At 72.1% G+C, this 25,999-nt stretch carries 25 protein-coding genes and 1 pseudogene; 9 read left to right on the plus strand and 17 right to left on the minus strand.

Annotation, left to right across the window (positions count from 1 at the left end; genetic code table 11):
* Positions 1 to 77 precede the first annotated feature (77 nt).
* Positions 78 to 677 (plus strand): annotated as a pseudogene (locus IE134_RS34275) (NAD(P)/FAD-dependent oxidoreductase); the annotation flags it as partial.
* A 142-nt stretch (positions 678 to 819) separates the two neighbouring features.
* On the opposite strand, the gene IE134_RS23810 reads toward IE134_RS34275, so the two are convergent.
* Positions 820 to 1,758 (minus strand): SDR family oxidoreductase, encoded by a 939-nt coding sequence (locus tag IE134_RS23810; RefSeq protein ID WP_126932470.1) that lies wholly within the window; start codon positions 1,756 to 1,758, stop codon positions 820 to 822.
* Positions 1,759 to 2,212: 454 nt separating this feature from the next.
* Between IE134_RS23810 and IE134_RS23815 the strand changes: the two genes are divergently transcribed.
* Genes IE134_RS23815 through IE134_RS23825 form a run of 3 tightly spaced genes read left to right on the plus strand, consistent with a single transcriptional unit; the run spans position 2,213 to position 5,729 of the window.
* A complete protein-coding gene (locus IE134_RS23815) occupies positions 2,213 to 3,448 on the plus strand; it encodes a lycopene cyclase family protein (protein ID WP_098895038.1) in 1,236 nt (411 codons plus the stop codon).
* Positions 3,445 to 4,173 carry a class I SAM-dependent methyltransferase gene (locus IE134_RS23820; protein WP_098895039.1) on the plus strand — a complete coding sequence of 243 codons (729 nt, stop codon included), beginning with the start codon at positions 3,445 to 3,447 and terminating at the stop codon, positions 4,171 to 4,173. Before IE134_RS23815 ends, IE134_RS23820 begins: the two co-directional genes overlap by 4 nt.
* Positions 4,173 to 5,729 carry an FAD-dependent oxidoreductase gene (locus IE134_RS23825; protein WP_098895040.1) on the plus strand — a complete coding sequence of 519 codons (1,557 nt, stop codon included), beginning with the start codon at positions 4,173 to 4,175 and terminating at the stop codon, positions 5,727 to 5,729. Before IE134_RS23820 ends, IE134_RS23825 begins: the two co-directional genes overlap by 1 nt.
* Positions 5,730 to 5,778: 49 nt before the next feature.
* Here the strand turns inward: IE134_RS23825 and IE134_RS23830 are convergent, their stop codons facing one another.
* The 15 genes from IE134_RS23830 to IE134_RS23900 all read right to left on the minus strand — a co-directional run bounded on the left by IE134_RS23830 (position 5,779) and on the right by IE134_RS23900 (position 16,986).
* Positions 5,779 to 6,789: a Rieske (2Fe-2S) protein gene (locus tag IE134_RS23830; RefSeq protein ID WP_189431633.1), complete on the minus strand. Its 1,011-nt coding sequence runs from the start codon at positions 6,787 to 6,789 to the stop codon at positions 5,779 to 5,781.
* A complete protein-coding gene (locus IE134_RS23835; RefSeq protein WP_098895041.1) occupies positions 6,786 to 7,814 on the minus strand; it encodes a phytoene/squalene synthase family protein in 1,029 nt (342 codons plus the stop codon). Before IE134_RS23835 ends, IE134_RS23830 begins: the two co-directional genes overlap by 4 nt.
* The gene (locus IE134_RS23840) at positions 7,811 to 9,337 is read right to left on the minus strand and encodes a phytoene desaturase (protein WP_189431634.1); all 1,527 of its coding nucleotides are present in this window, start codon (positions 9,335 to 9,337) and stop codon (positions 7,811 to 7,813) included. The genes IE134_RS23835 and IE134_RS23840 overlap by 4 nt, the downstream gene beginning before the upstream one ends.
* Positions 9,334 to 10,608 carry a polyprenyl synthetase family protein gene (locus tag IE134_RS23845; protein WP_030713114.1) on the minus strand — a complete coding sequence of 425 codons (1,275 nt, stop codon included), beginning with the start codon at positions 10,606 to 10,608 and terminating at the stop codon, positions 9,334 to 9,336. The genes IE134_RS23840 and IE134_RS23845 overlap by 4 nt, the downstream gene beginning before the upstream one ends.
* A 271-nt stretch (positions 10,609 to 10,879) precedes the next feature.
* Entirely contained in the window at positions 10,880 to 11,365 is a 486-nt protein-coding gene (locus tag IE134_RS23850; protein ID WP_030713117.1) for an Asp23/Gls24 family envelope stress response protein, read from the minus strand.
* 123 nt (positions 11,366 to 11,488) lie between these two features.
* Positions 11,489 to 11,767, minus strand: a complete 279-nt coding sequence (locus IE134_RS23855; protein WP_189431636.1) for a gas vesicle protein K — start codon at positions 11,765 to 11,767, stop codon at positions 11,489 to 11,491.
* On the minus strand, positions 11,764 to 11,991 hold the full coding sequence (locus IE134_RS23860) for a gas vesicle protein (RefSeq protein WP_030084767.1): 228 nt from the start codon (positions 11,989 to 11,991) through the stop codon (positions 11,764 to 11,766). The genes IE134_RS23855 and IE134_RS23860 overlap by 4 nt, the downstream gene beginning before the upstream one ends.
* A 2-nt stretch (positions 11,992 to 11,993) precedes the next feature.
* Positions 11,994 to 12,824 (minus strand): GvpL/GvpF family gas vesicle protein, encoded by an 831-nt coding sequence (locus IE134_RS23865; RefSeq protein WP_030713126.1) that lies wholly within the window; start codon positions 12,822 to 12,824, stop codon positions 11,994 to 11,996.
* A complete protein-coding gene (locus IE134_RS23870; protein WP_030713129.1) occupies positions 12,821 to 13,168 on the minus strand; it encodes a gas vesicle protein in 348 nt (115 codons plus the stop codon). The genes IE134_RS23865 and IE134_RS23870 overlap by 4 nt, the downstream gene beginning before the upstream one ends.
* A complete protein-coding gene (locus IE134_RS23875) occupies positions 13,165 to 14,253 on the minus strand; it encodes an SRPBCC family protein (protein WP_189431638.1) in 1,089 nt (362 codons plus the stop codon). Before IE134_RS23875 ends, IE134_RS23870 begins: the two co-directional genes overlap by 4 nt.
* Positions 14,254 to 14,258: 5 nt before the next feature.
* Positions 14,259 to 15,140: a histone protein gene (locus IE134_RS23880; protein ID WP_189431640.1), complete on the minus strand. Its 882-nt coding sequence runs from the start codon at positions 15,138 to 15,140 to the stop codon at positions 14,259 to 14,261.
* Positions 15,141 to 15,145: 5 nt separating this feature from the next.
* Positions 15,146 to 15,400 carry a gas vesicle protein GvpG gene (locus tag IE134_RS23885; RefSeq protein ID WP_030713137.1) on the minus strand — a complete coding sequence of 85 codons (255 nt, stop codon included), beginning with the start codon at positions 15,398 to 15,400 and terminating at the stop codon, positions 15,146 to 15,148.
* A 2-nt stretch (positions 15,401 to 15,402) separates the two neighbouring features.
* Positions 15,403 to 16,161 (minus strand): GvpL/GvpF family gas vesicle protein, encoded by a 759-nt coding sequence (locus IE134_RS23890; RefSeq protein WP_098019616.1) that lies wholly within the window; start codon positions 16,159 to 16,161, stop codon positions 15,403 to 15,405.
* A gap of 3 nt (positions 16,162 to 16,164) precedes the next feature.
* Positions 16,165 to 16,629 carry a gas vesicle protein GvpJ gene (gene gvpJ, locus IE134_RS23895; protein WP_030713141.1) on the minus strand — a complete coding sequence of 155 codons (465 nt, stop codon included), beginning with the start codon at positions 16,627 to 16,629 and terminating at the stop codon, positions 16,165 to 16,167.
* Between the two features lie 36 nt (positions 16,630 to 16,665).
* On the minus strand, positions 16,666 to 16,986 hold the full coding sequence (locus IE134_RS23900) for a gas vesicle protein GvpO (RefSeq protein WP_030713143.1): 321 nt from the start codon (positions 16,984 to 16,986) through the stop codon (positions 16,666 to 16,668).
* A 274-nt stretch (positions 16,987 to 17,260) separates the two neighbouring features.
* Here IE134_RS23900 and dnaE point away from each other — a divergent pair, with 274 nt between their 5' ends.
* The 3 genes from dnaE to IE134_RS23915 all read left to right on the plus strand — a co-directional run bounded on the left by dnaE (position 17,261) and on the right by IE134_RS23915 (position 22,686).
* The gene (dnaE, locus tag IE134_RS23905; protein ID WP_189431642.1) at positions 17,261 to 20,755 is read left to right on the plus strand and encodes a DNA polymerase III subunit alpha; all 3,495 of its coding nucleotides are present in this window, start codon (positions 17,261 to 17,263) and stop codon (positions 20,753 to 20,755) included.
* A 5-nt stretch (positions 20,756 to 20,760) separates the two neighbouring features.
* Positions 20,761 to 21,744, plus strand: coding sequence for a DNA polymerase Y family protein (locus IE134_RS23910; protein WP_189431668.1), 984 nt, complete (start codon positions 20,761 to 20,763; stop codon positions 21,742 to 21,744).
* A 63-nt stretch (positions 21,745 to 21,807) separates the two neighbouring features.
* The gene (locus IE134_RS23915) at positions 21,808 to 22,686 is read left to right on the plus strand and encodes a phosphotransferase (RefSeq protein WP_030722678.1); all 879 of its coding nucleotides are present in this window, start codon (positions 21,808 to 21,810) and stop codon (positions 22,684 to 22,686) included.
* 73 nt (positions 22,687 to 22,759) lie between these two features.
* Here the strand turns inward: IE134_RS23915 and IE134_RS23920 are convergent, their stop codons facing one another.
* Positions 22,760 to 23,269: a GbsR/MarR family transcriptional regulator gene (locus IE134_RS23920; protein ID WP_030722675.1), complete on the minus strand. Its 510-nt coding sequence runs from the start codon at positions 23,267 to 23,269 to the stop codon at positions 22,760 to 22,762.
* A gap of 123 nt (positions 23,270 to 23,392) precedes the next feature.
* Between IE134_RS23920 and IE134_RS23925 the strand changes: the two genes are divergently transcribed.
* Positions 23,393 to 24,331 (plus strand): ABC transporter ATP-binding protein, encoded by a 939-nt coding sequence (locus IE134_RS23925; protein ID WP_030722672.1) that lies wholly within the window; start codon positions 23,393 to 23,395, stop codon positions 24,329 to 24,331.
* The gene (locus tag IE134_RS23930) at positions 24,328 to 25,989 is read left to right on the plus strand and encodes an ABC transporter permease (protein ID WP_030722668.1); all 1,662 of its coding nucleotides are present in this window, start codon (positions 24,328 to 24,330) and stop codon (positions 25,987 to 25,989) included. Before IE134_RS23925 ends, IE134_RS23930 begins: the two co-directional genes overlap by 4 nt.
* Positions 25,990 to 25,999: the final 10 nt, after the last annotated feature.

Below are 25,999 nucleotides of genomic sequence, written 5' to 3' on the forward strand. Positions count from 1 at the left end.
CTGGGGCCCAAGGCGTTCACCGGCCGCACGGTGGTGCGGCGCATCGAGAGGCCCCGGACGCTGGAGCTGGAGGCCGAGGCCGGCTCCTGGACGACATGCGCCGGTTCTCGTGGGACTTCGCCACCTTGAAGGTGGACTGGGTGCTCAACGGCCCTGTCCCGTGGAGCAGCGCCGCTGCGGCCTCCGCGGGGACGGTCCACCTGGCGGAAAGCGTCGACGAACTCACCCGGTGCGCGTCCCGGATCGCCCGAGGCCTGGTCCCGGACCGCCCGTTCCTGCTGATGGGGCAGATGACCAAGGCCGACACCACCCGGTCCCCGCTGGACACCGAATCAGCCCGGGCCTACACCCATGTGCCCCACACGGTGAAGGCGGATGCGGGCGCGGACGGGCTGACCGGTCGGTGGGGCGCCGGGGAACAGCAGCGGATGGCCGACCGGATGGAGGCGCGGCGAGCGGTACGCCCGGGCTTCCGCAGCCGGATCCGGGCCGCCCCGAAACGCCCCGTGAAGGGGCTGTATCCGGCATCCGCGTCCGCACATCCCGGCGGCGGGGTGCACGGCGCTCCGGGCGCCGACGCCGCCCGCGCCGCCATCCGCTCCACACGCGGCACCACGGCCACGGCCGCTCTCTTTGCCGTCCAGCGACTGCTGGCCCACCGGGGCCGGACCGGCGACGTCGCCCGCGTACGAGGTGAGGGTCCTCGACCTGCCGGACACATCCGTGCGGCCGGCCTCCCGGCCCGGTCGTCGCCACGGTTCCTTCCCACGCTCGGGCCCGGGACCGGGCGCGGAGCCGCGGGCCGCGTGAGGGCTCGGGCTACGGCTCGGCTGAAGGGGAGGACCGGGAGACCCGGTAGGAGTTCCAGTCGGCCTGTCCTCCGGCTCCCAGGACCTCAGCCGGTGCGGACAGCGTTTCGCGGTGGTGGCTGTGCAGTTCGCGGCGGGTGATCCGGGCGACGAGCGCCGGGAACAGGGGGCGCAGAGGCTGACACCAGCGGAGCCAGGGCGGGGAGTAGATGTGGGCGGCGCGCCGGGTGATGCCTCGGGTGAGCCATTGGGCGACCCGGGCGGGGGAGTGGACGCGGCGGGCCGGGCGGGGCTGGTTGCGGCGCAGCGCTTCGAGGACGGGGTGATCGTCGATGCCGGTGAGCATATCGGTGCCGGTCCAGTGCAGGTACGCGATGCCGACCTGGACGCCGTCCGGTTCGACCTCGCCGCGCAGAGCGAGGGCGAACGACTCCGCCCCGGCCTTGGAGGCGCAGTAGGCGCTCATCATGGGCGCGGCGCCGAACGCGGCGGTGGACGCGATTTGGAGGAAGTATCCGCGGGTGGCGGTGAGTTGGGGCAGGAATGCGCGGGCGGTGTTCGCCGAACCGATGAGGTTGACGTCGATGACCCGCTGCCAGAGTTCGGCGGCGGTACGGCCGAAGGGGCCGCTCACCGCGATGCCCGCGTTCGCCACGACCACCGACGCGGGCCCGAGTTCGGCTTCCACCCGGCGCGCCGCGTCCGCCAGCGCGTCGCGGTCGGTGACATCGCACTCGACACAGATGCTCGGGCCGGCGAGGGACGCCGCCGCTTCCTGCAGGGTGGCCTTCTCCCGCCCCAGCAGCGCGACGTGCATCCCGGCCCCGGAAAGGCTGTGGGCGAGCGCTTCACCGACGCCGCGAGCAGCGCCGGTGACGACCGCGACCCGCCCGTGCAGTGGACGGGTGGGTCCACGGCTGATCCCGCGCCCGCTCGGGCTGTCGTGCATCGTTCCTCCTCGGTCGTCGCGCTCGCCGCTGTGAGCCCGGCTGCCCCCGCACCACCGTCACGCCACGAGTCGGCCCCCGCAACCGGGCCCGGTCGGTGGCAGTCGGCGGGCGAGGACGCACGGGACCGGAGCGGAGGGGAGCAGACGCGGCAACGGCAGGTTTGACGGGCCGGTGAGCGGTCACCCGTGCGCGGACCGCAACGTCGGGCACAGCAGGGTGTGGGTGTCATGGGCGCCGATGAGAAGGTTCGGGCCAAGGCCCGGCCGTGCCGCACGCGCGGAGCGGCCGGGCAGACCCTACCGCCACTCAGGTGTGCGAGGCCGATCAGGCCGGGTCCGGCAGTGGACAGCGGGATACGGTCGCCTGGCACGTACCCCGCGTGCTGCTTCGTCCGGAGGGCATCGACTTCTCTCCCGCCGCCGGGGTCCGTACACGTCCGACCGAGAGGGAACCGTGCCAGCCGACTTCGATGTGGTCATCGTGGGAGCCGGAGCGGCCGGGCTGAGCCTGGCGTACCGTCTCTGCGCGCCGGACAGCCCCGTAGCGCTGTCGGTCGCCCTCGTCGATGCCCCGCCGGGACCGCTGAGGGCGCCCCCGCGGACCTGGTGCTTCTGGGAGCCGCCGGGCGGGGCCTACGATTCGATCCTGGCCGCCTCGTGGTCCCGGTTGCGGGTCAGGGCGGCAGACGGGGTTCCCACGGTCACCCGGCTTTCCCGGCTGCGCTACAAGATGGTGCGGTCGGACGCCTTCGAGGCACTGGTCGGACAACGGTTGTCCCGTACACCGACCCTGGTCAGGATCGAGGCGACCGTGAGCGGCGTACGTGATGGTGCGTCCGGCGGCGAGGTCCTCACTCAGGGCGACCATGGCGAACGCGTCCTCCTGCGGGGCCGTCTCGTCTTCGACTCCCGACCGCCGCGCCGTCTGCCGCCTGCCCGCACCACCCTGCTCCAGCACTTCGGTGGCTGGTTCGTCCACGCAGATCGTGCCGTGTTCGACCCGACGACCGCGGACCTGATGGATTTCCGTACACCGCAGCCCGCCCACGGGCTCTCGTTCGGCTATGTCCTGCCGCTGGACCCGCACACGGCGCTGGTCGAGTACACCGAGTTCTCCCCCCTCGCCCTGGACGCCGACGGCTACCGGCGAGCTCTGCGCCACTACACCGACCACGTCCTGGGGCTGGGGCCTTTCCGGATCACGGCCCAGGAGCACGGGGTGATCCCCATGACGGACGGTCGCTTCCCGCGCCGCGAGGGGCGGTCGGTGTACCACATCGGCACCGCCGGAGGTGCCACCCGCCCCTCCACCGGTTACACGTTCGCCGCCGTGCAGCGGCAGAGCCGGGCCATCGCTGCCCGACTGCGAGCCGGACGACCGCTGCGCGTGCCTGCGCCGTACGGACGACGGGCGCGGATGATGGACGCGGTCATGCTACGAGCCCTGGACAGTGGCCGCGTGGACGGCGCCGACTTCTTCGGCCGCCTCTTCCGCGGCGTTCCCGGCGAGCGGCTCCTGGGCTTCATGGACGGCAGTTCGCGGATGCACGAGGACCTGCTCATGGGCCTGCGCACACCCGTCGTCCCCATGCTGCGAACCGTCGTCGAGCTTCCGTTCAGGCCCCGGCGCGAGCGCCCCCCGGCCCTCGTTCCCCCCGCACCGACCGACCACGAAGAGAGCACCTCATGACCCTGCTGCGCGGTGACGCTCTGTCAGCGGCTTTCGACCACGGCTCCGTCGCCTATGACCGGCTCGTCGCGGCCAGCCCCGGTTACCACGCGCACCTGCGCCGCTCCGCACGCCGACTACGCCTTCCGGAAGGGGGGCGCGGGCTGCGCGTGCTCGACCTGGGATGCGGCACGGGCGCCTCCACGGCGGCGCTCCTCGCCGCCGCCCCGCACGCCCGGATCACCGGAGTCGACGCGTCCGCGGGCATGCTGGACCGTGCCATGAGCAAAAGCTGGCCGCCCGGCGTCGACTTCGTGCACGCCCCCGTCGAGGAGCTGGCCGGCCGGTGGCGGCCCGGCTCCTTCGACGCGGTGTTCGCCGGCTACCTCTTCCGCAACCTCGACGACCCCGACAGCGCGCTCGCCCTGGTCCGTGACCTGCTCGCCCCGGACGGCCGCCTCGCCGTCCACGAGTACACGCTCGGCGGTTCACCCGTTCACCGTGCCGTCTGGAACGCCGTCTGCTCGGTGATCATCCAGCCCGCCGGACGGCTCGCCGGTGACCCCGAGCTCTACCGTCACCTCCGCGACAGCGTCGCCCGGTTCGACGCGGCTCCCGCGTTCGCCCGGCGATTGCGCCGGGCGGGCTTCGCCGGCGTACGCGTCCTGCCGCTGCCCGGCTGGCAGACCGGGATCACCCATACCTTCGTGGCCCGTTCCACCCCCGGCGCGAGGGAGCGGTCATGATGTCACTGCGCGACAACGGTGCGGGCCACCGGCGTGGCCGGGACCGGCGGGCGGCCGTCGTGCCGGCTCCGGACGGCCGCGCCCGGTTCACGGGTGAGGCCCCCGCGGTAGCGGTCGTCGGCGGCGGTATCGCCGGGATCGCCGCGGCCACTCTCCTGGCCGAGCGCGGCGTGCGCGTCACCCTCTACGAGCGTGAACCCGGCCTGGGGGGACGGCTTTCGGGGTGGCCCACCGAGCTCGCCGACGGTACTCCCGTGACGATGAGCCGCGGGTTCCACGCCTTCTTCCGGCAGTACTACAACCTCCGCGGCCTGCTGCGCCGGGTGGACCCCGGCCTCGGCTCGCTGACCCCGCTGCCCGACTATCCGCTGCGGCACAGCTCCGGTCTGCACGACAGCTTCGCCCGGGTGCCGCGCACGCCTCCGCTCAGCGCGATGGGATTCGTCGCCCTCAGCCCCACCTTCGGTCTGCGGGACCTGGCCCGGATGAACCCGAAGGCGGCTCTGCCGTTGCTGGACGTGCGGGTTCCCGAGATCTACGACCGGATCGACGGCATCAGCGCGACCGACTTCCTCGATCGCATCCGCTTCCCGGAAGCCGCCCACCACCTGGCGTTCGAGGTGTTCTCCCGCAGCTTCTTCGCCGATCCACGGGAGCTGTCCGCGGCCGAACTGGCGCTGATGTTCCACATCTACTTCCTCGGGTCCAGCGAGGGCCTGCTCTTCGACGTTCCCGCCGAACCGTTCCCGGCCGCCCTGTGGGACCCGCTGCACCGCTATCTCGAAAGCCACCGCGTCGTCGTGCGGACCCGGACACCGGTCCGTCAGGTGCGTCCCCGGCCGGACGGCGGTCTCGACATCGACACCGACGACCGCTCCACGCGCTACGACGCCCTTGTCCTCGCCCTGGACAGCGGAGGCCTGCGGCACGTCGTCGCCGCCTCACCGGACCTGGGCGACGCCGACTGGCGCGCACGGATCGCACGGCTGCGCACCGCGCCGCCGTTCCTGGTGTCACGGCTCTGGCTCGACCGGCCCGTGGCACTGGACCGCCCGGGCTTCCTGGGCACCAGCGGTTACGGGCCCCTGGACAACGTGAGCATCCTGGACCGCTGGGAGGGAGAGGCCGCCCGCTGGGCCCGGCGCACCGGAGGGTCGGTCGTCGAACTGCACGCCTACGCCGTCGCACCGGACGCCGACCGGTCCGCCGTGCAGGACGAGTCCCTGCGGCAACTGCACCAGATCTACCCGGAGACCCGCAGCGCCCGCGTCATGGACGAGCGCCACGAATGGCGCGCGGACTGCCCGATGTTCCCGGTCGGCGGCTACCGGGACCGGCCGGGCGTGCGCAGCCCCGACCCTGCCCTCACGGTGGCCGGGGACATGGTCCGCACCGGGCTGCCGGTGGCCCTGATGGAACGCGCGGCCACCAGCGGTTTCCTCGCGGCGAACGCCCTGCTGCAACGGTGGCATGTGCGCGGGCAGACACTCTGGACCGTCCCCCGCAGGGGACGCTCGGCCGTTCTGCGCCGGTTGGCGGCGCTCGGGGAGAAGTAGGCGCTGGGGGAGAAGCAGACGCCGCCTTCCGGGCGATTGGCAGCGCTTATCAGCCCGGAAACCTCCCGCTGTCGCGCAGTTCCCAGCGCCTCTCCGCGTACGCCAGGTCGTCCCGCCACAGCCGGCCGGCCGACGCGCGCATCAAAGGGCGCAGGAGTGGCGCGGCCGCCCGGGCCACGGCGAACCCGCGCCGGTCCGACGCCGCGACCAGCGCCTCCGTCACGGCCGTTCGGGGGCGCCCCGGCCCGTCCGGAGCCAGGGGCGTGGCATGGGTCTCCACCACCGACCCCGCGCCCTCGCCCTCGATGATGTGCATGACGACCGTGCGAGGCTCGGGCGCGGAGAACCGGGCCCGGACCGGCACCACAAGCCGCCCGGCCACCTTGAAGGACACCTCGACGGTGAAACCGTCGTCGTCCGCCGGGTCGTCGGCGGGTGTCCCTGTCACCGTCAGGTCGACGAAGGAGTACGGGTGGAACCACGCGCCGTGCCACGGATCGAGGCGGTTGGCCACCACATCCTCCGGCTCGCAGCGGCCGATGCCGCGGTAGACCGCCTCCACGGCGTCCCGCGCCCTGGGCCGCACGGGTACGTACGGCCGCTCCGAAGGAGGTTCGCCGCCCATCCGGTCGAGCCGCACCCAGAGGAGGACTCCGTCGTCGAAGGCCGGGTAGGGCTCCCACCCGGCGAACGGCCCGCCGTCCAGGCTCAGTCCGTGCCAGTGGCAGACCAGCGTGCCGCAGTGCACGGGGCTGTCGCGGAGCGGCGCCCCCAGGTGGGGGCAGGCTCCCGGACCTGTGCGGAGCTTCCCCTCGCCGTCGCGCCACGCCACTACTTCGGTGGAACCGACCGTGGCCCCGAGCGCCCGCCCCGGAGGAAGGTCGCGCGAGGCACCGATGACGTACCAGTTGCCCGAAGGCCTGCTCTGCGCCCGCTTGAGGGCCTCGGCGATCAGCACCGGTTTCGCGTCCCGCCACGTCGGAGCCTGCCGCTCCCAGGGAACGGCCGTGCGCCGCAGCCGCAGCGGAATGCGCCGGGGACGTCCCGGCACGGGGCTCACACTGCCTCCTTCCGTACCGCGCGTGCGGTGCCGGCCACCGCCGGACGGGCGACGGCGGAGATGCGCCCTGCCGCAGCCGGCCCATCCCGCAGCCGGGTCACCGCGCGTGCGGTGAGCACCCGGGCCAGTCCGTCCAGTGCCACGGCGGCCCGTCGACGGCGCGGGACGACCGCCCGGCGGTGCAGAACCGCGTAGCCGTCCGCCTCGATCGCGTCGAGAATGCCGCTGTACAGCACGAACGCCGTCCGGATACAGGGCCGCGACACCGGGGCCAGCATCGCGATCCCGGGCAGGGCGTCCCGGTAGACGGTCCGGTTGTGGTCCCCGGCGGCCCGCAGGACGTCGGTGATCCGGCCGTCCCGCCTTCCCGTGCTCCGGCTCCACTCGAAGCGGTCCCGGTCCACCCCGTGAGCTGCCAGCAGATCGGTGGGCAGATAGAGCCGGCCCCGGTCCAGGTCCTCGCCCACGTCCCGCAAGAAGTTGGTCAGCTGGAAGGCGATGCCGAGCGCGGCCGCGTGCCCGGCCGCCTCCTCGCGCGGCCCCACCGTCCCGAGCACCGGCAGCATCTGAAGGCCGATCACCGCGGCCGAGCCGTGCATGTACCGGCCGAGCTCCTCGTACGAGGCGTACCCGCCGACGGTCAGATCGCTGCGCATGGAGGCCAGGAAGTCGGTGAAGTGCCGGGATTCGATGCCGTACCGGTCCGCGGTGTCGGCGAGAGCGCGGATCACGGGCTCGGCGGACCGGCCGTGCCGCAGACCCGACTCCAGTTGGGATTCCAGTTCGACCAGGGCGCGGGCGCGCTCCTCGGGAGTGGCCGCGCTGTCGAGGTCGTCGACGATGTCGTCCGCCCAGCGGGCGAAGCCGTACAGCGCGTGCACGGCCGGCCGCCGGTCGACGGGAAGGAGCCGTGTCGCGAGGAAGTACGTCTTGCCGTGCTGTGCGTTGAGGCCACGGCAGCGGGTGTACGCGGCTCGGAGCGCGGGGTCCTCGATGCCTGCTGCGTCGAGTTCGCGTACGGTCATGCGCTGGTACCTCTCGGAGCAGAGTGCGGGGCGGGTGGGGCGTTCCGGACGCCGGTGATCCTTTCCGCTGCCAGCTTCCCGGAGATCAGGACGGTCGGCACGCCGACGCCGGGCGTGGTGCCGCATCCGGCGAGGACGGCGTTGGCCGTGCCCCGCACCAGGTTGCGCGGGCGGAAGGGACCGGTCTGAGGGAACGTGTGGGCCACGGAGAAAGGGGTGCCGGCCGCATGCCCCTGCGCGGTCCAGTCGACCGGCGTGACCAGCCCCTCCTCCTCGATCGCCGCGCCGAGACCGGGCATCTCGCGGCGCTCCAGCTCGGTCAGCAGCTCATCCCGGTAGCGGGGGCCCAGCTCCCGCCACTCCCGTACACCGGGCCCGACCTCGGTGTTCGGGCAGGGAGCCAGCACGTAGTGGAGGTGCTTGCCCGGTGGGGCGAGGGAGGGGTCGGTCGCGGTGGGCCGGGTGATCAGGAGGGAAGGGTCCGACATCAGCTTCCCTGAGCGGGTGAGCTCGTGGAAGGTGCTCTTCCAGGCCGCGCCGAACGAGATGGTGTGGTGGGCCAGGTCCGGCCAGGTGCGGTCCGTTCCGGCGTGCAGGATCACCGCGGACGGCGAGTGACGCAGAGGGCGCGGCCGGTGCGGGACGCGGCCGAGAAGCCGGTAGCTGACGGGCAGATCAGGTGTCAGGACGACCGCGTCGCAAGGAAGGCGCTCCTGGTCGGTGACGACGGCGGTGACCCGGTCACCCGAGCGCTCCAGCCGGGTGACGCTCTGTCCGTAGCAGAGGAGGGCGCCCGCGGCTGAGGCCGCGTCCGCCATCGCGCGGGGCAGCGCGTGCATACCGCCTCGGGGGAAGTACACCCCGGCCACCGTGTCCATGTAGGCGATGACGGCATACGCGGCCAGCGCCCGCGCCGGAGGCACCCCCGCGTACAGGGCCTGGAAGGAGAAGACCCTGCGGAGCCGCTCGTCCGAGACGAAGCGCCCGATCCCCGCGTCGAGCCGGCCGAAGCCGCCGAGTGCGGCGAGCCGGACGAGGTCGGGGTGGGCGAGCTGGAGCGGCGAGTCGAAGTTGGCGTCGATGAAGCGGCGCATCTGTACCCGGTAGAGGCGTTCCAGCCAGATCCGCAGTCGCCGGTAGCCGACAGCCTGCCGGGCACCCGCGAACTGTTCGACGGCGGCTTCCATCGCCGCGCCGTCGGTGTGCACGTCGAGCTGGGACCCGTCGGCGAAGCGGGCCCGGTAGGCGGGGTCCAGTCGGATCAGCTCCAGCCGGTCGGCCATGCGCTCCCCGACGGCGGCGAAGGCCTCCTCCACCAGGTCAGGCATGGTCAGCACGGTCGGCCCGGTGTCGATGCGGAAGCCGCCCGACTCCAGCAGCCCGGCCCGGCCCCCGGGCCCGGGATCCCGCTCGACGACCGTCACGCGGCGGCCCGCGCCCAGCAGATGAAGCGCGGCGGCCAGCCCTGCCAGACCGGCGCCGACCACCACCACGTGGTCGACGGGCCCCTTGACGGTGATCATCGAGTGCGGCCTCCTTCGACCGCGGCGAAGTCCGTCGCCGACACCGGGTTGGCATGCGCGTGTGATGTGCCGGTGGCTGGTGAGCCGGGGGACCGTCCTCCCGACACCGTGCGCAACAGGTCCAGCAGCCGGCCGCCCACGCCCGTCTCGACGTCGACGGCTTCGCCCAGCCGGTGCGCGGCCTGCTCTCGGAGGCGCTCCGCTTTCCCCTCCACATGGGCACGCGCGCCCGTCACTTCGAGGATGCCGCGAACGTCGGCGAGGTCCTGTTCGTTCAGCTCGTTGTTGCCGACGACCCGGCCCAGCACGGCCAGCGCCGCGTGGTCGCCCGCCGCCTCGGCCCGCGACCGGGCGACGGCGAGGAGATAGGTCGACTTGCCCTCGCGGATGTCGTCCCCCGAGGGCTTCCCGGTCACCCACGGATCACCGAAGACCCCGAGCAGATCATCCCGCAACTGAAACGCGATACCGGCGTACTTGCCGGCGGAGCACAGCGCTTCGGTGGTCCGCTCGTCGGCCTCGGCGAGGGCGGCACCGATCGCCACAGGCCGCTCGACCGAGTACAGGGCGCTCTTGAGGCAGGCGGTCCGCAGAGTGTGGGCCTCCGAGGAACCACCACCGGCCTGTCCACGCAGATCCAGGTACTGGCCCGCGACCATCTCGGTGCGCATGGCGCGCCAGAGGCCGCCGATCCGGCGGCGCTGCACAGCGGACAGCACGGTTTCCGCCACCGTGTCGTCGGCCCAGACGAGGGCGAGATCCCCCGCCAGCACCGCCGCTGAGGTGCCGAACGCGGAGCCCTGCTCGGAATCCGGCGAAAGACCGGCACCCTCGGCCAGGCCGATGTGGACGGCAGGCTTCCCCCGGCGTAACCGTGAGTGGTCCATCACGTCGTCGTGGATCAGCGCGCAGGTCTGGATCAGCTCCAGCGCCACGCCGAGCCGCAGAGCGGCCGTGGTCTCCGCCGCACCGCAGGCTCGCATCCCCCACCACAGGAGGCGGGGCCGCATACGCTTGCCACCGCCGAGGGTGAAGTCGGCGACCCGCCGGGCCAGCTCGTCGGAGAACGACGGGTCGCAGACGGCGGCCTCGGCGGCCCGTTCGGCGAGAACCTCTTGTGCGGTTCGGACGACAGCGCCGGTCACATCCGCGTCGACGCTTTCCGGAGTGTGGGGCGGCGCCGCATCGTGCGGGCGCCCGCTCCGGGTGAAGGACGATTGCTGGCACTCGGCGGCGAACGAGTGGTGGTCCGCGGGCTCGGGACGGCCCATCCTGACGCCCTTTCGACGGGTGGGGTGACGAACGGTTCGTCACTTCGCACGGACGCGTACCCCGTTCGCTTTCGTTTGCGCATCACCTGAGAGAGTTCGCGACCGACCGGCGTGCGCGCCGCGCGACAGCGGGCACCGAACAGAGACGATCACCACAGTCCTGCGCCGCCGGGGGAGAAGCACGCCGGGCACGCCAGGACGTCCGCTGCCACGCCCGTTCGGCCCATGGGCGAGGCATCCCGGAACTCTCTCGGCCCGCCCGGAGCCGCCCTCACTGCACGCGAGGAGAGCCTCCGCCCGAGCTGGACCCGCTCTGGCCGTCGGAATCGTCGTCGTCATCATCGTCACCGGGGATGTGGACGTCGAAGACGACGATGTTGATCTCGACGACCTCCAGCCCCGTCATCGTCTCCACGGCGTCGGTGACGTGGGTCCGGATCAGGTCGGCGAGTTCGTGGATCGTCGTGCCGTACTCCACCTTGACGTCGACGTCGATCGCGGCCTGCTTTTCGCCCACTTCCACCTTGACGGCGCGCCCCGCGGCGGAGGAGCCGGACGAGCCGGACATACGCCCGGTGACGGCCCCCAGAGCCTTCGACGCTCCTCGGCCTATCGAATGAACGCCGTCGGTCTCCCTTATCGCGATGCCGGCGATGGCGGCGACGACGTTGTCAGCGATGGTCGTCCTGCCGCGGCCGCGGGATCCCGCCGAGCCGCGGTCGGTGGTGCCTGTGCCCAGGTTTTCGGTGTCGGCCATGTCTGCCTCACAGAGAGTGATTGCCACGAGTCTGGCCCCCTCCCGGCCCGTGCGGCCCCCTCCTTCACTCTGCTCCTGCTAGACCACATACGCCATTCGAGTGGTGTGGTGCACCGTGTGCTCTCAGTTGCGGGGCAGCAGGGTCCCGAGGGGCCCGAGATCGAGATTCAGGTCCTCCGGCCGTACGCCGTGCTGTTCGCAGAGTTCCTTCATCCGCCGGTCGAGCAGCATGAGCGTGGTGCCGATCTCCTCGACCTGCTCGTCGCTCAGATCGCCCTGCTCCACCCGGCGGATCGCCTGTCTCTCCATCAGCTGCCGCAGCAGTTCCACCACCGTCAGGACCAGGGCCACCAGATCCCGGCCCATCTGCTCGGAGTCCAGATCGACACGCGGGCCCGTCACAGCGGCCCCCCGTCACTCCACGGCGAGGGCACCCGCTCGTTGACCGACGACAACAGCGCGTGCAGCGACAGCCGTACGAGGGGTACGTCGGCGATCGCGATGACCACGTCGCCGCTCACCACCACACCGGTCGCCAGCACACGGTCCAGCAGATCGACGAGCGGCACCCCGAGAGGGCCACTCAAGGGTTCCGGGCTGTCCCAGGGCACCACGTCGTGCGCCACGGTCACACCTCTCCGACGAAGGAATACGGCACCCAGGGGCCCGACAGCTCGATCTGAGCGCCTGTACGCTCGCCCAACGCCGCCACCAGCCGGCCGACTTCGTGCGCCCGCTCGTCGGCGACGAGGTATGTGGCATTGAGTACGTGCACCCGCTGATCGCCCGACAGCGCCGCACCGTGCGTACGCAACCTGCGCGATGCCGCGGCGAGCCCGCGCAGTTCGGCGTCGACGGAATCGGCGACGTCCAGCGCCTGTTCCCGGAGCTTCTCCCGCCGCGCCTGGGCGCCCCGCTTCCGGTTCAGATAGGCGAGACCCGCCCCGGGGGCGCGGCCACCTGCCGCCTCCGGGGGCGGTGCGTCGGCCGCCGGGCCCGGCTCGGGCGCCAGGGGCCGGTACACCTTCACTCCCCATTCGGCGTGGTGCGCGACGCGTTTCAGCGCGGTGTGGAAGCGGTCCGCCTCGTCGGCCAGGCGGCTCCGGGCCCGGTCGTCGTCGTGGTACAGCGTGGCGAGAGGCAGAGGAACAACGGGCCCGTGCGTGGCCACGGCCGACACCACCGCGTGGTGGGCCCGGGCGTACCGCTCGATCTCCTCCCGGTCGGACAGCCGACGCTGCCAGACCTCGTCCGTGAAGTCGGCGGCGGGCACGGTCTGCACCACTGCGGTCAGCAGACCCGACGGAAGCAGCCGGACCGCTTCACCGCCCGGCAGGCCGGCCACGCCCGTGACATCCAACGCGCTCGTGGCACGTGTGCTGCGGCAGACCGCGAACACATACGTGACCGCCGCGTTCGCGGACGAGGACGCCACCCGTGAGTCCGAGGGCTGTGTCATCTCTGCTCGCTCTCCTTTTCCCGACCGGTGTCGGCGGACGGTTCGAGCGCCCGGAGACGCTCCCTCAGCTCACGGTTCTCGTCCTCCAAGGCGTTGCGCGACGCCTTGGAACTGAGCGCGGGATCGGTCTCCCACCAGTCGATGCCCGCCTTCTTCGCGGTGTCGACCGAGGCGACGAACAGGCGGAGACGGATGGTGAGCAACTCGATGTCGAGAAGGTCGATCTTGATGTCGCCGGCGATGACGATGCCCTTGTCCAGGACGCGTTCGAGGATGTCGGCGAGGTTGTTGGTCTGAGGTCCGGGGATCGGCTGATCGCCCTGCCGGAAGTCGAGGTCGGTCACCGCGACTCCTTCGCGCGACGCCTGCGGCTCTGACGCCTCGGAGCGGGCGGCTCTTCCTCTTCCTCGTCGTCCTCCTCCGGCTCCTCGTCGTCCTCCTCCGGCTCCTCTTCGCCCTCGTCCTCTTCGCCCTCGTCCTCCTCGTATTCGTCCTCCGGCTCTCCTTCGTCCTCGTCGTCCCCGTCTTCCGCGTCGTCCTCGTACTCCTCGTCCTCGTCGTCCTCCGGCTCGTCGTCCTCCCGCTCCTGCTCCTCCGCCTCTTCCTGTTCGACGGCCTCCTCGTGGGAGACGACGACCTCACCGTCGCGGATCTCGCCCCGCCAGCCTTCCGGTTCCTCCTCGGTGAGGGTGACGTAGCGTTGGAAGTGCTTGAAGTCGAGCCGCATACGGCGCCCTTGGGCGCGCCAGAGGTTGCCCGTCTTCTCGAAGAACCCGGAAGGGTAGTACTCCACGACCAGGATGATCCGGGTCAGTGTGGGCCCGAGCTCGTGGAAGCTGACCGCTCCGCTGGTCGTTCCCTTGGCGCCCTCCGACGACCACACGATCCTGTCGTCCGGCACCTGCTCCAGAACCGTGGCCTTGAAGCTGCGTGACGAGGGGCCGACCTTCACCTTCCAGTCGCTCTCCGTCTCGTCGCTCTTCGAGACGTCGCGGACGCCCTTCGCGAAGCTGCTGAACTCCTCGTACTGCGTCCAGGCGTCGTAAGCCGTACGCAGGGGCACGCCCACATCGAGGACCTCGATGATGTTCATGATCTTGCTGCCGCTGGACTTGCGCTTGCCCTTGCCCCCACCTCCGAGGGCTTCCTTCGCCTTGTCCACGACCGCGTCCTTGGCACCCTTGGTCTTCTCCGACACGAAGGCCTTCAGCGGGGATTCGCCTTGGAGCACACGGGAGCCGATCGCGGGCAACGAGCCGCCGTTCTCCGCGACATCGCTCAACTGTCCGGTGAGGTCGGTGAGTTTGTCCCCGGCCTTCTCGGTCAGCTTCTGCACCTGGGCGCTCGCGTACTTCGACAACTCGTCCTTCAGACGGTCGACACCCGACCCCTGCGCTTCTTCCGGCTCGGTCTTGTCCGGCTTCACCATGACGTCTACCTCCCGCTACCGGAGCGCTTGGACGTTGTCCGCTTCGACGAGGCCGACTTGGAGGACCCCTTCTTCGCCGTCGTCTTCTTGGCGGTCGATTTCGCTGCCGTCTTCTTCGCTGCCGTCTTCTTCGCCGGGCTCGACTTCTTGGCTGCCGTCTTCTTGGCAGGGGCGGTCTTCTTGGCGGGAGCGGACTTCTTCGCCGGGGCCGACTTCTTGGCCGGAGCCTTCTTGGCCGGAGCCTTCTTCGCCGGGGCCGACTTCTTCGCCGGAGCGGACTTCCGGGACGGGGCCTTCTTCGCGGGGGCGGCAGGCGCCTTCTTGCGGCGCGCTCGCGGAGCCGGGGCTTCCTCCTCCGGGGCTTCCTCGTCCTCGTCCTGTTCCTCTTCCTCGGGCTCCTCTTCCTCGGGCTCCTCTTCCTCGGGCTCGTCCTCCTCGGGCTCGTCCTCCTCGTCCGGCTCCTCCTCGTCCTCCTCGTCCTCGTACTCTTCTTCCTCCTCGGCCTCCGGCTCGCCCTCTTCCTCCTCGTACTCCCCCTCAAGCTCGTCCTCGTCGGCCTCGTCCTCCTCAGGGGCCTGACCGAGGCGCAGCGTGCGGTCACTGATCGCGTCCGCCAGCGAGGCCACGCCCCGGTTGGCGGCAGCGGTCACGGCCTGGCGCCCGGCGTCCAGGACCTCGCCCCTCAGCTGTTCCTGCAACTCCGCGAACTGGGGCACCTCTCCGAGTCGGCGCATCCCCTCGGCCGCCAGCTGACGGGGTTCGAGCCCGAATCGCCGTCCCGCGAGATAGGTCGCGACGCTCAGTGCGAGCCGACCCTTCTTCGTCCGGCCCAGCACGTACCCGCCCACTACGGCGGCTGCCAGTGCCACCTTGGCCTGGTCATCCATGTCTGTCACCTTCTGTTGTCGATGTCGCAGCGCTTCTGAGCGGCGTGGAGCCGGTCGAGCAGCTTTTCCTCCTCCGCTTCGAACTCTTCGAGATCAATGAGTTCGTCGTCGAGATCGCGGTTGAGTTCGGCGAGCTGCGCACGGATCACGCCGGGGTCGTACAACTCGCGCTCGGCGGTTTCCTGGAGCTGCTCCGCGATCCACACCACGCCGCGCGCCGGAGCGAGGGGCAGGAGCAGGAGTCCGGAGATCAGTCCCATCGTCAGCCTCCGGCCACCGCTGCCGGCCGGCGCGGGGCGGCCGAGTCACCGACGAAGCTGTAGCAGGGCAGCGGGCCCGCGATGCGGATGTCGACATGGCTCCGGCGTGCGCCGGCGAGCCGTTCGGCCGTCGTACGGAACCGTTCGCTGTGGCCGCGCGGGACGAGGAAGGACGTGTTCAGCGCGCACCCCTGCACGTCGGGCCCTGCGGCGACCGCGCGAGCCAGCGGAGCGAGCTCGCGCAGCACCGCCTTGCCCGCTTCGGCCGCACGCCGCGCCAGGGCGGAGGCCACCGCCTCGCCCAGCCGGACGCTGGCCTCGTAACCGGGTCGTCTGCGCGCCGCGTCACGCAGCCGCCGTACGGCGGCGTCCTCGGCCACCACGTCGGCGAGGGAGTCCTGCGCGGGCAGGGCCTTGACGTTGACCTCGACGTGCCCGTCCAGGTTCTTCAGGGTGGCGAGGTGACTCGTCTCCGCCAGTGCCAGCTGGGCGAGGAGCGAGTCCTCGTCCGGCGCCACCATGCCGAAACGCATCGGCAGGACGGGGCCGCTGTCCGCCAGATCCATCAGCAGGTCCTGGTGTGCCAGCAGGTCCCGTCGCCGTGCGCGCAGCCGGGCGGGGGCGTCACTGACGACCGCGGCGATCTTCCCCGTACCGATGACGCGCAGGGCGGCGGGGGGATCGCCCACGCCGCCGGCCCCTTCGGGGAGCGCGGTTCCGTCGCTCACCACCGCGTAGACGTACAGTCCGTCGCCGTCCATGGCTCAGGCCTCCGCTCGGCGGCGCCGGCTTGTGCCGCTGCCGCTGCGGGCCGGGGCACGACGCTTCTTCGGGCGCTCGTCCTCTTCGTCCGCCTCGTCGGCATCGTCGTCGTACCCCACCGCCTTGCGCACGGAATCGCCCACCGACTCCGCGGCCTTGCGCACCTTGCGCTTGCCGACGGACTTCGCCACACCGCCGCTGAGCAGCTCGGGGACGGTCGTGCTGCCGGAGTCCCGTTCGAGGTCGAGCCGGTTGCACGCCTCGGCGAAGCGGAGGTAGGTGTCCACGCTGGCCACGACTATGCGGGCATCGATCTTGATGATCTCGATGCCGACCAGGGAGACCCGGACGAACACGTCGATCACCATGCCCCGGTCGAGAATGAGTTCCAGCACGTCGTACAAGGTGCCGGCGCGGGGCGGACACGGAGCGATCTCGTCGGCGTAGGTCGTGGTGGTGGTTGCCATGGGGTGGGTCCTTCCAGCTGTTCGGACGATCTCGGATCACTCGTCTGCGGCACCGCGCCGGTAGCGACGGACGCGGCGGTACTCCTGGAGCTCTCCGGCCTTGTCCAGCTGCACCTCGTAGGAGGCGAGCAGGCTCGTCGTGTCCGGGATCCGGGGTACCTCGAGAACGTCCACGACCACGCACCAGCCGTCGTCGTCCGAACGCCGGACCGCGGAGACGCCTTCGGCGCGATGGCCGATCAGCCCCTCCAGGCTCTGGCAGGCGGCGCGAGCAGCGTGCTCGGGCCCCTTCTTGGGCGCGGTCTTCTTCTGGGCCCTGGTCGGGCTCGTGGCCCGCGCCGAACGTTGGTCTGCCATAGCGCCCAGTCTCGTCAGATTCAGGGGCGCCGCATCTTGGGGCGGGCCGGTGGTGCGATACGTCTCCCGGTACGCCTCCCGGGCCTCCGGTTACTGCCGAGGAGCTCCTCCGCCGACGACCCGGGCGTGACCTCCCACCCTCGATTCGAACGAATATGCGAACATGGGGTTAGAGTGCTTCTTCCTCATCCCGATGAATCTCGATGAACCTTGATGAATCCGGATGAGATGGCAGAGATCCGTAAAGGGGGGTCATGGGTAACAGGAGGTGTGTATGTCGTTTACGCACCTCCATGCGGCGAGCGGCTACTCGCTGCGGTACGGGGCCAGCCACCCGTCCGCGCTGGCCGAGCGGGCCGCCGAGCGGGGCCTCGACGCCCTGGCGCTGACCGACCGGGATTCCCTGGCGGGCGCGGTGCGCTTCGCCAAGGCGTGTGCGGAGGCCGGGATCCGGCCGCTGTTCGGCGTCGATCTTGCGGTGCCCGGCGTACCGGCGCCCGGGCCGGTGCCGGGGAAGCGGCAGCGGACCGCTCCCTCCCGGGGCGGTGCGTTCGTCACGGAGTCGCCGCAGCGCGCGGTGTTCCTGGCCCGGACCGAACGCGGCTGGGCCGAGCTGTGCCGACTGGTGACGGCGGCGTCGGACCAGGGTGTCACCTGGGAGGACCTGTCCTGTCCGGACGACGAGCTGTTCGTCCTCCTCGGGGCGGACTCCGAGGTGGGGCAGGCGCTGGCGTCGGGCCGGCCGGACCGGGCCGCGGTCCTGCTGGGCCCCTGGCGTGAGCGGTTCGGCAGGTCCTTGCGTATCGAGACGTCCTGGCACGGGCGCACCGGCACCGGCCCGGGGTCACTGCGGCTGGCCGCGCGCATGCTGGGCTTCGCCGGCGAGCAGCAGGTGACCCCCGTGCTCACCAACGCCGTGCGCTACGCCGACCCGGACCGGGGCGAGGTCGCCGACATCCTGGACTCCGCCCGTCTCCTGGTGCCGATCGACGCCCGTGACGCGTCCCGGCTCGACACCGGGCAGCGGTGGCTGAAGGACACCGGGGAGATGGAACGGATCGCCGGGCGGATCGCGGAGGCCGCGGGCGGCCGGAGCGGGGACGCGCGGCGGCTGCTCGCGGCCACCGAGGAGGCGTCCGAGGCCTGCGTGGTCGATCCGGGCGGCGCGTTCGGGCTCGGCCGGCTGAACCTGCCCGAGCCCGAGCTGGTGGGCGCGAGCGCCGAGTCGGTGGACCGGGCGCTCGCGGACCGGTGCGCGGCGGGAATGCTCGGCCGCGGCTACCACCGGGAGGGGAAGCGCTGGGACCGGCTGGAGGAGGAGTTGCGGATCATCGCCGGGCACGGCTTCGCCGGATACTTCCTGGCCGTCGCCGAGGTCGTGGCACAGGCCCGGCGGCTCGGCGTCCGCGTGGCCGCGCGCGGCTCGGGCGTGGGTTCACTGGTCACGCATCTGCTGGGGATCAGCCCGGTCGACCCGGTGGCGCACGGCCTGGTGATGGAGCGCTTCCTGTCCGCGCACCGCTCGGCCCTGCCCGATATCGACCTGGACGTCGAGTCCGCCCGCCGCCTGGAGGTCTACCAGGCGGTACGGGAGCGGTTCGGGGCCGACCGGGTGGCGACGCTCGCCGTCTACAAGACGTACCGGGCGCGCGGGGCGATCGAGGTCGTGGCCCGCGCCCGCGGCATGGCCCCGGACCGGGCGGCCCGGCTGGGCAAGGCGTTCCCGCACATCCGGGCCAAGGACGTGAGGGCCGCGCTCGCCGAGCTGCCGGAGCTGCGCGAGGTCGCCGCCGAGGACCACGGGCGGCTCTGGGAGCTGGTGGAGGCGCTCGACGAGCTGCCGTTCGAGGCGGCGATGCACCCGTGCGGGCTGCTCGTCTCCGACGCGGCGCTGGTACGGCGTACCCCGATGGCGCCGACCACCGTGGAGAACATCGCCATGTCCCAGTTCGACAAGGAGGACATCGAGGACACCGGACACCCGAAGATCGACGTCATCGGCGTGCGGATGCAGTCGGCGCTCGCCCACGCGGCCGCCGAGATCGAACGCGTCACCGGCGAACCCGTCGACCTGGACGATCCCGCGCAGGTGCCGCCGGGCGACCCCGCCACGTACGACCTGATCTCCTCCGGGGACACCCTGGGCACCTTCCAGCTGGAGAGTCCGGGGCAGAGAGAGCTGGTGCAAAATCTGCGGCCGAGGTCGTTCGGCGACCTGGCGCTCGACATCAGCCTGTTCCGGCCCGGACCGGTCGCGGCCAACATGGTGGATCCGCTGATCAAGGCCCGGGACGGCCGGAGCGTGACCCGTTACGCGCACCGCGACCTGCGGAAGATCCTGGCGGAGACCGAGGGGCAGGTGGTCTACCACGAACAGGTGATCGAGATCATGAAGGTGATGACCGACTGTGACCGGGGCACGGCCGACGAGGCCCGCCGCGCCCTGTCCGTCCCCGAGCGGCAGGGCCGGGTCCGCGCCTGGTTCGCCGACCGGGCGCGCGGGCGCGGCTACTCGGTCCAGGTCGTACGGGACGTGTGGAAGACCTTGGAGAACTTCGGCAGCTTCGGCTTCGCCAAGGCGCACGCCGCGGCCTTCGCACAGCCCGCCTACCAGTCGAGCTGGCTCAAGGCGCACCGGATGGCGGCCCTGCTCGCCGGGCTGCTCACGCACGACCCGGGGATGTACCACAAGCGGGTCCTGGCCGCGGACGCCCGGCGTCACGGGGTGCCGCTGCTGCTGCCCGACGTCAACCACTCCCAGGTCGCTCATATAATCGAACTGGTGTCCGGTAAGTGGGGGGTGCGGATCGGTCTCGCGCAGGTGCGCGGCATCACCGAGGCCGAGAGCGGACGCATCGTGGCCGGGCAGCCGTACGCCTCGGTCGAGGACTTCTGGCAGCGCGCCCGGCCCAGCCGGCCGCTGGCCGAACGCCTCGCCCGGGTCGGTGCGTTGAGCGCGTTCGGGTCCCGTCGCGAACTGCTGCTGAAAGTCGCCGAACTGCACCGCTCGGGGCGCGGCGCGGGCGGATCCGCCGCCGGTCAGCTCCCCATGGCGGACATGGGGAGCACGGAAGGCGCGGGGGGCACCTGCTCCGAGGCGGAGGGCGACAGCGCGGCCGACGCCGTCACGGGCCTGCCGGCCATGGACGCGTCCGAACAGCTCGCTGCCGAACTCGACGTACTCGGCATGGACATCTCCCACCACATCCTCGACGAACACCGCTCGCTGCTCGCCGACATCGGCGCGACCCCCGCCGCCGATCTGGCGGGCCTCCGGCACGGCTCCACCGTGCTCGTCGCCGGCGTCAAGGTCGCCACCCAGACCCCGCCGATCCGCTCCGGCAAGCGCGTCATCTTCGCCACCCTGGACGACCCCACCGGCCTGTCCGACCTGGCGTTCTTCGAGGACAGCCACGGGCGTTGCGCCCATACGGTGTTCCACAGCGGCCTGCTGCTCGTACGCGGCACCCTCGCCCGCCGTCCGCCGCGCGCCTTCAGCATCACCGGCACGGCCGCCTGGAACCTGGCCGAGCTGATCGACCTGTACCGCGAGGGCGGCCCCGCAGCCGTCGCCGACCGGCTCACCCGCGCCGAGTCCACCCCGCGCCGGGCCGTGCCGCACCGCACCCTCACCCAGCCGAACGGCTACGCCCTGCACCCCTGGGTCGACCTCCAGCCGCCCGGCACGCCCGCCTCCGCCGGTCTGCCCGCCCTCGACGCGCTCGACGGACGGTCCTTCCACCACGCGAGTCCCGGAAGCGCGGGGTGACCGGGATGATCCTCTATCTCCACTTCGGCGACCCGCAGCCGGAGCCCGTATACCGCCGACTCCTGGACATGGTCGGCGAGTTCACCCCCGTCGCGCAGGCACTGCCGCCGGACGCGGCCCTCGCCGACGTGTCCGGGAGCACCCGCTACTTCGACCGCGACGCCGCCGGGCTCGCGGGCCTGATCCGGATGCGCGCGGCCGCGCTCCACGGACTCGACGTGACGGTCGGCATCGGCCCCAACCCGCTGCTCGCCCGGCTCGCCGCACACCGCGGGGAGCCCGGCGCCGTCCGCACGGTCCCGGACGACCCCGAGGCCGTCACCCGGTTCCTCGCCGGGCTCCCCGCTTCCGCGCTGCCCGGGGTCGGCCCGGCCACCGCCCGCACCCTGGCCTCGTACGGCCTGCGCACCGCCGACCGGGTCGCGGCCACCCCGCTGCTCACCCTCCAGCGGATCCTGGGCGCGGCCTCCGGGCGCGAACTGCGCGACCGCGCGGCGGGCATCGACCCCAGCCGCGTCACCGCCGGCGCCCCGCCCCGCACGGTCGAGGCCGAACACCGCTTCGCCCAGGACGAGTCCGACGCCGCCCGCCGGGAGGCCGCCCTGACCCACCTGACCGAACAGCTCGGCGCCCGCCTCCGCGACGAGCGGCAGACCTGCCGGGTGCTGACCCTGACCGTCCAGTACGCCGACCGTACGGGGCAGGCGTCGATCACCCGAAGCCGCACCCTGCCCGAGGCCACCGCGCACACCCCCCAACTCCGCGCCACGGCCCACGCGCTGCACGGCGCTCTGGGACTCCAGCGGGCCCGGGTCCGCTCGCTGGCCCTGCGCGCGGGCGACCTCGGCGACGCCGCCTCCACCTCCCGGCAGCTGACCTTCGGCCCCGACGACGACCGCGCCCGCCGCATCGAGGCCGCGGCCGATCGCGCCCGGGCCCGCTTCGGGGCGGGCGCGGTACGGCCTGCCAGTACGGCGGGGATGCGGTGAGCGTCCGGCCGCCAGGCCTGGGCCGCCGGATCCCGCGACCGTGGGCGCGGTCATCATGGCTCCATGACCTCTCCATCGCACGGCTGGGCGCGGGCCGAGCGCCTCGACGCCGCCCGGATGCTCGACGCCCTCCATGCCGAGACCGGTGTCCGGCTGGTCCTGGACGGCCCGTGCCCGGGCGGGCAGGTCGGCGCCGCCTATGTGCGCCGGACGGACCGTCGTCGCTCCGTGCTCAAGTGGCGGCCGCACAGCCGCGTGGCGGACATGGAGGCGGGGCCGCTCACCGTCAGCCGGGTGCTGCGGCGTGCGGGCTGTCCGGTTCCGGACACCGAGCTGGTGGCCCAGGTGGGACACGCGGTCGTCACGGTTCAGGAGCTCCTGCCCGGTACCGTGATCGACCGCCTCGACCACCACGGTCTGGTTCAGGCCCTCGAACTCAACCGGTCGCAGGCCGGCCGGCTCGCCGGGCATCCCGATGTCCCCGCCGCCCGGCTGTTCCTGCGTCAGGACGGCCCCGGCTACTGCCTGCACGAGCCACTGCGCCGGCACAGCCGTCGCAGTGCCGCGCTGGAGCGATGGGTCGCCGCCGTCGGCGCGGACCATCCCGACCGGCTGGCCGGCGACGATGCCGTGCACATGGACTTCCACCCCGGAAACCTGCTGGCGTCCGGCGGCTCTGTCACCGGCGTCATCGACTGGGACGGGGCCGCTCGCGGCGACCGCCGGTTCGATCTGGTCACCCTGCGCTTCGGCATCCACGGCGGGGGAGCGGACCCCGGAGTGGCGCGCCATCTCGACGCCGTCCTCGACGCGCTCCCCGCGGACGTCCTGCGGCCCGCGTGGGCGCACATGAGTCTGCGCATGGTCGACTGGGCCATCCGGCACTTCACCCCGTCCGAGGTGGAGCACTGGCTCGACCTCGCCGAACAACGTGTGAGCTGACGGGCGCCCCAAGCCCCCGAGATGCTCAGCCCTCAAGGTGCTCAGCCCTCAAGGTGCTCAGCCCTCAAGGTGCTCAGCCCCCGAGGTGTTCCGCCCGGTGTGCCGCCCAGCGCTGCATCAGCGAGCCGAGCTCCTTCTCCAGGAACAGGAAGAACTCCAGGGTCTCGTTGATCCGGCGGCCCTGCGGGGTGTCGAGTCCGAACTGCTGCACGCCCTCCCGCATCGTGGTCTGCCAGTTCCTCAGGAAGGCGTCCCGTTCGAGCAGCGCGTCGTACCACTGGTCGCCCTGGACGCGATAGCGCTCACGCCGGGACCCCGGTTCCCGCTCGCGGCCGACCAGGTTGACCTGGGCGAGATAGCGGACGGCTCCCGACACGGCCGCCGGGCTGACCTTCAGCTGTTCGCTCAGTTCGGCGGAGGTGAGCGCGCCCTGTTCCGAGGAGAGCAGGGCGGCGAAGACCCTGGCCGGCATGCGGGTCATGCCCGCCTGGACCAGCTGGGCGGCGAACCGCTCCACGAACCGGGAGACGGCCGCCGCCTCGTCGTCGCCGTCCGTGCCGTTGTCCGTCCGCCGCTCATCCATGTTCCGACCCCGGTCTCCGTATCTCCCGGCGCTCGCGTGCCGACCGCGCCTCCGGCCAGTCTACGAGCGATTCATACGCTTCTTTAACTTCACACATTTCTGAAAGAAGCGTAGTTTCGAAACATGAAGAAGGCCATCACCGTCTCCGGACTCCACAAGTCGTTCGGCCCGACACACGCCCTCACCGGCCTCGACCTCGATGTGGAGGCCGGCGAGGTCCACGGCTTCCTCGGACCCAACGGGGCGGGCAAGTCCACGACGATCCGCGTCCTGCTGGGTCTGCTGCGCGCCGACTCCGGAGGCGTCCAACTCCTCGGCAAGGACCCGTGGAAGGACGCGGTCGAACTGCACCGGCGGCTCGCCTACGTCCCCGGGGACGTCGAGCTGTGGCCGGGCCTCACCGGAGGCGAGGCCATCGACCTGCTGGCGAAGCTGCGCGGCGGCCTCGACCGGCGGCGGCGCGACGAACTCATCGACCGGTTCGACCTCGACCCGCTCAAGAAGGGCCGCGCCTACTCCAAGGGCAACCGGCAGAAGGTCGCCATCGTCGCCGCGCTCGCCTCCGACGCCGAACTGCTCCTCCTCGACGAGCCCACGGCGGGCCTCGACCCCCTGATGGAGGTCGTCTTCCAGGACGTCATCCTCCAGGCGAAAGCGGCGGGGAAGACCGTGCTGCTCTCCAGCCACATCCTGGCCCAGGTCGAAAAGCTCTGCGACCGCGTCAGCATCGTCCGCCAGGGCCGCACCGTCCAGTCGGGAACGCTCGGCGAGATGCGCCACCTCACGCGGACGACCGTCGAGGCCGAGACCGAACGCCCGGTCACCGGACTCGACGACCTGCCCGGTGTCCACGGGCTGACGGCGACGGACCTGTGGGTGCACTTCGCCGTGGACGGAGCCCACCTCGACGCGGCGATCCGCAGGCTCGGCGAGTTCGGCATCCGGAGTCTCACCAGCCACCCGCCGACGCTCGAAGAGCTGATGCTGCGTCATTACGGTGACGAAATCGCGCTCTCCGCCTCCTCCCCCTCCTCGTCCGCCTCGGGGGGCGTTGCCCGATGACCGGTGTCGCCGCACCCCTCGACGCCCCCGGCAGGTCCGTGCCCGCCAGGATCCAGCCCGCCGCCTTCACCGGCACCGGGACCCTTCTCCGGTTCAACCTGCGGCGCGACCGCGTCCGCATGTCCGTATGGCTGCTCGCCCTCACCCTGGGCACCCTGGCCACGGCGGCCGAGTACAAGACGCTGTACTCCACCCCCGAGGAGCGCGCCGCGGCCGTCAGCTCCATGGACAGTCCGGCCGCGCTCGCCATGACCGGCCCCCGCCCCTATCTGTCCGACTACACCGCGGGCGCGATGCTCGGCCACCAGATGCTCGGCTTCATGGCCGTCCTGGTCGGCCTGATGAGCATCCTGACCGTCATCCGGCACACCCGCGACGAGGAGGAGACCGGCCGCGCCGAACTGGTCCGCTCCACCGTCGTCGGCCACCACGCGCACCTCGCCGCCGCCCTGGCCGTCGCCGTCGTGGCCGACCTCGGCCTCGCCCTGCTGCTGGCCCTGGGCCTCACTGCGACCGGCGTCGACGGAGTCGGTCCGGGCGGGGCGCTGCTGTACGGCCTCGCGCACGCCGCGATCGGCCTCGTCTTCGCCGGTGTCGCCGCGATCACCGCGCAGCTCACGGCGCACAGCCGGGGCGCGGCGGGCCTGGCGCTCGCGACGATCGGCGCGGCCTACGTGCTGCGGGCCTCCGGCGACGTGGGCAACGACGCCCTGTCCTGGCTCAGCCCGATCGGCTGGATCCAGCGCACCTACGTCTCCGTCGACGACCGGTGGTGGCCGCTCGCCCTCTGCCTGCTCCTCGCCGCCGCGACCGCCGCCTACGGCTTCGTCCTGAGCACCCGGCGCGATGTCGGCGCGGGCCTGCGCCCCGCCCGGCTCGGCCGGCGTACGGCGTCCGACGCACTGACCCGGCCCTTCGGCTTCGCCCTGCGGCTGCACCGGGCGACCTTGCTGGGCTTCGCCGCGGGGCTGTGCCTGATGGGAGTCATGTACGGCTCGATCCTCGGCGAGGCGGCCGACATGGTGGAGAGCGTCGAGCAGCTCCAGGAGGCGCTGAAGGATATCGGCGGCGCCACCGTGGCCGAGTCGTTCGCGTCCATGGTGATGGTCGTCGTCGCGGTCGTCGCCGCTGTGTACGTGGTGATGGCCGCGCTGCGACCGCGTGCCGAGGAGAACGCCGGCCGCGCCGAACCGCTCCTGGCCACCGGTCTCTCCCGCAACCGCTGGCTCGGGAGCCATGTCGCCGTCGCCCTGACCGGCGGCACGGCGCTGCTGGTCCTGGCCGGGCTGTGCTTCGGCGTCGCGGGCGCGGCGTCGGCGGGGGACGGGAGCCTGGTCCTCGAACTGGCCCTGGCGGCGGCCGCGTACGCCCCGGCCCTGTGGGTCACCGTCGGTGTGGCCGTGCTGCTCTTCGGCTGGTTCCCGAGGGCGGGGGCGGTGGCCTGGATCGTGCCCGTGTACGCGTTCCTCGTCGGATACCTGGGGCCCATCCTCCAGCTCCCGGACGGGCTGACGAACCTGTCGCCCTTCGGCCATGTGCCCCAACTCCCGGCCGCGCCCATGACCTGGACCCCGCTGCTCGCCCTGACCGCCGTCGCGGCCGGACTGATCGCGCTGGGACTGGCGGGCTTCCGCCGCCGGGACCTGGACACCAAGTAGGGGCAGCTCA

It is taken from the genome of Streptomyces rubiginosohelvolus, assembly GCF_014649875.1.
GTDB lineage: Bacteria > Actinomycetota > Actinomycetes > Streptomycetales > Streptomycetaceae > Streptomyces > Streptomyces rubiginosohelvolus.

Coding starts and splice junctions, on each gene's coding strand:
- IE134_RS23810 (WP_126932470.1), bottom strand. CDS start 1,758: ATGCACGACAGCCCGAGCGGGCGCGGGATCAGCCGTGGACCCACCCGT.
- IE134_RS23820 (WP_098895039.1), top strand. CDS start 3,445: ATGACCCTGCTGCGCGGTGACGCTCTGTCAGCGGCTTTCGACCACGGC.
- IE134_RS23825 (WP_098895040.1), top strand. CDS start 4,173: ATGTCACTGCGCGACAACGGTGCGGGCCACCGGCGTGGCCGGGACCGG.
- IE134_RS23835 (WP_098895041.1), bottom strand. CDS start 7,814: ATGACCGTACGCGAACTCGACGCAGCAGGCATCGAGGACCCCGCGCTC.
- IE134_RS23840 (WP_189431634.1), bottom strand. CDS start 9,337: ATGATCACCGTCAAGGGGCCCGTCGACCACGTGGTGGTGGTCGGCGCC.
- IE134_RS23845 (WP_030713114.1), bottom strand. CDS start 10,608: ATGGGCCGTCCCGAGCCCGCGGACCACCACTCGTTCGCCGCCGAGTGC.
- IE134_RS23850 (WP_030713117.1), bottom strand. CDS start 11,365: ATGGCCGACACCGAAAACCTGGGCACAGGCACCACCGACCGCGGCTCG.
- IE134_RS23865 (WP_030713126.1), bottom strand. CDS start 12,824: ATGACACAGCCCTCGGACTCACGGGTGGCGTCCTCGTCCGCGAACGCG.
- IE134_RS23875 (WP_189431638.1), bottom strand. CDS start 14,253: ATGGTGAAGCCGGACAAGACCGAGCCGGAAGAAGCGCAGGGGTCGGGT.
- IE134_RS23880 (WP_189431640.1), bottom strand. CDS start 15,140: ATGGATGACCAGGCCAAGGTGGCACTGGCAGCCGCCGTAGTGGGCGGG.
- IE134_RS23885 (WP_030713137.1), bottom strand. CDS start 15,400: ATGGGACTGATCTCCGGACTCCTGCTCCTGCCCCTCGCTCCGGCGCGC.
- IE134_RS23890 (WP_098019616.1), bottom strand. CDS start 16,161: ATGGACGGCGACGGACTGTACGTCTACGCGGTGGTGAGCGACGGAACC.
- gvpJ (WP_030713141.1), bottom strand. CDS start 16,629: ATGGCAACCACCACCACGACCTACGCCGACGAGATCGCTCCGTGTCCG.
- IE134_RS23900 (WP_030713143.1), bottom strand. CDS start 16,986: ATGGCAGACCAACGTTCGGCGCGGGCCACGAGCCCGACCAGGGCCCAG.
- dnaE (WP_189431642.1), top strand. CDS start 17,261: ATGTCGTTTACGCACCTCCATGCGGCGAGCGGCTACTCGCTGCGGTAC.
- IE134_RS23910 (WP_189431668.1), top strand. CDS start 20,761: ATGATCCTCTATCTCCACTTCGGCGACCCGCAGCCGGAGCCCGTATAC.
- IE134_RS23915 (WP_030722678.1), top strand. CDS start 21,808: ATGACCTCTCCATCGCACGGCTGGGCGCGGGCCGAGCGCCTCGACGCC.
- IE134_RS23920 (WP_030722675.1), bottom strand. CDS start 23,269: ATGGATGAGCGGCGGACGGACAACGGCACGGACGGCGACGACGAGGCG.
- IE134_RS23925 (WP_030722672.1), top strand. CDS start 23,393: ATGAAGAAGGCCATCACCGTCTCCGGACTCCACAAGTCGTTCGGCCCG.
- IE134_RS23930 (WP_030722668.1), top strand. CDS start 24,328: ATGACCGGTGTCGCCGCACCCCTCGACGCCCCCGGCAGGTCCGTGCCC.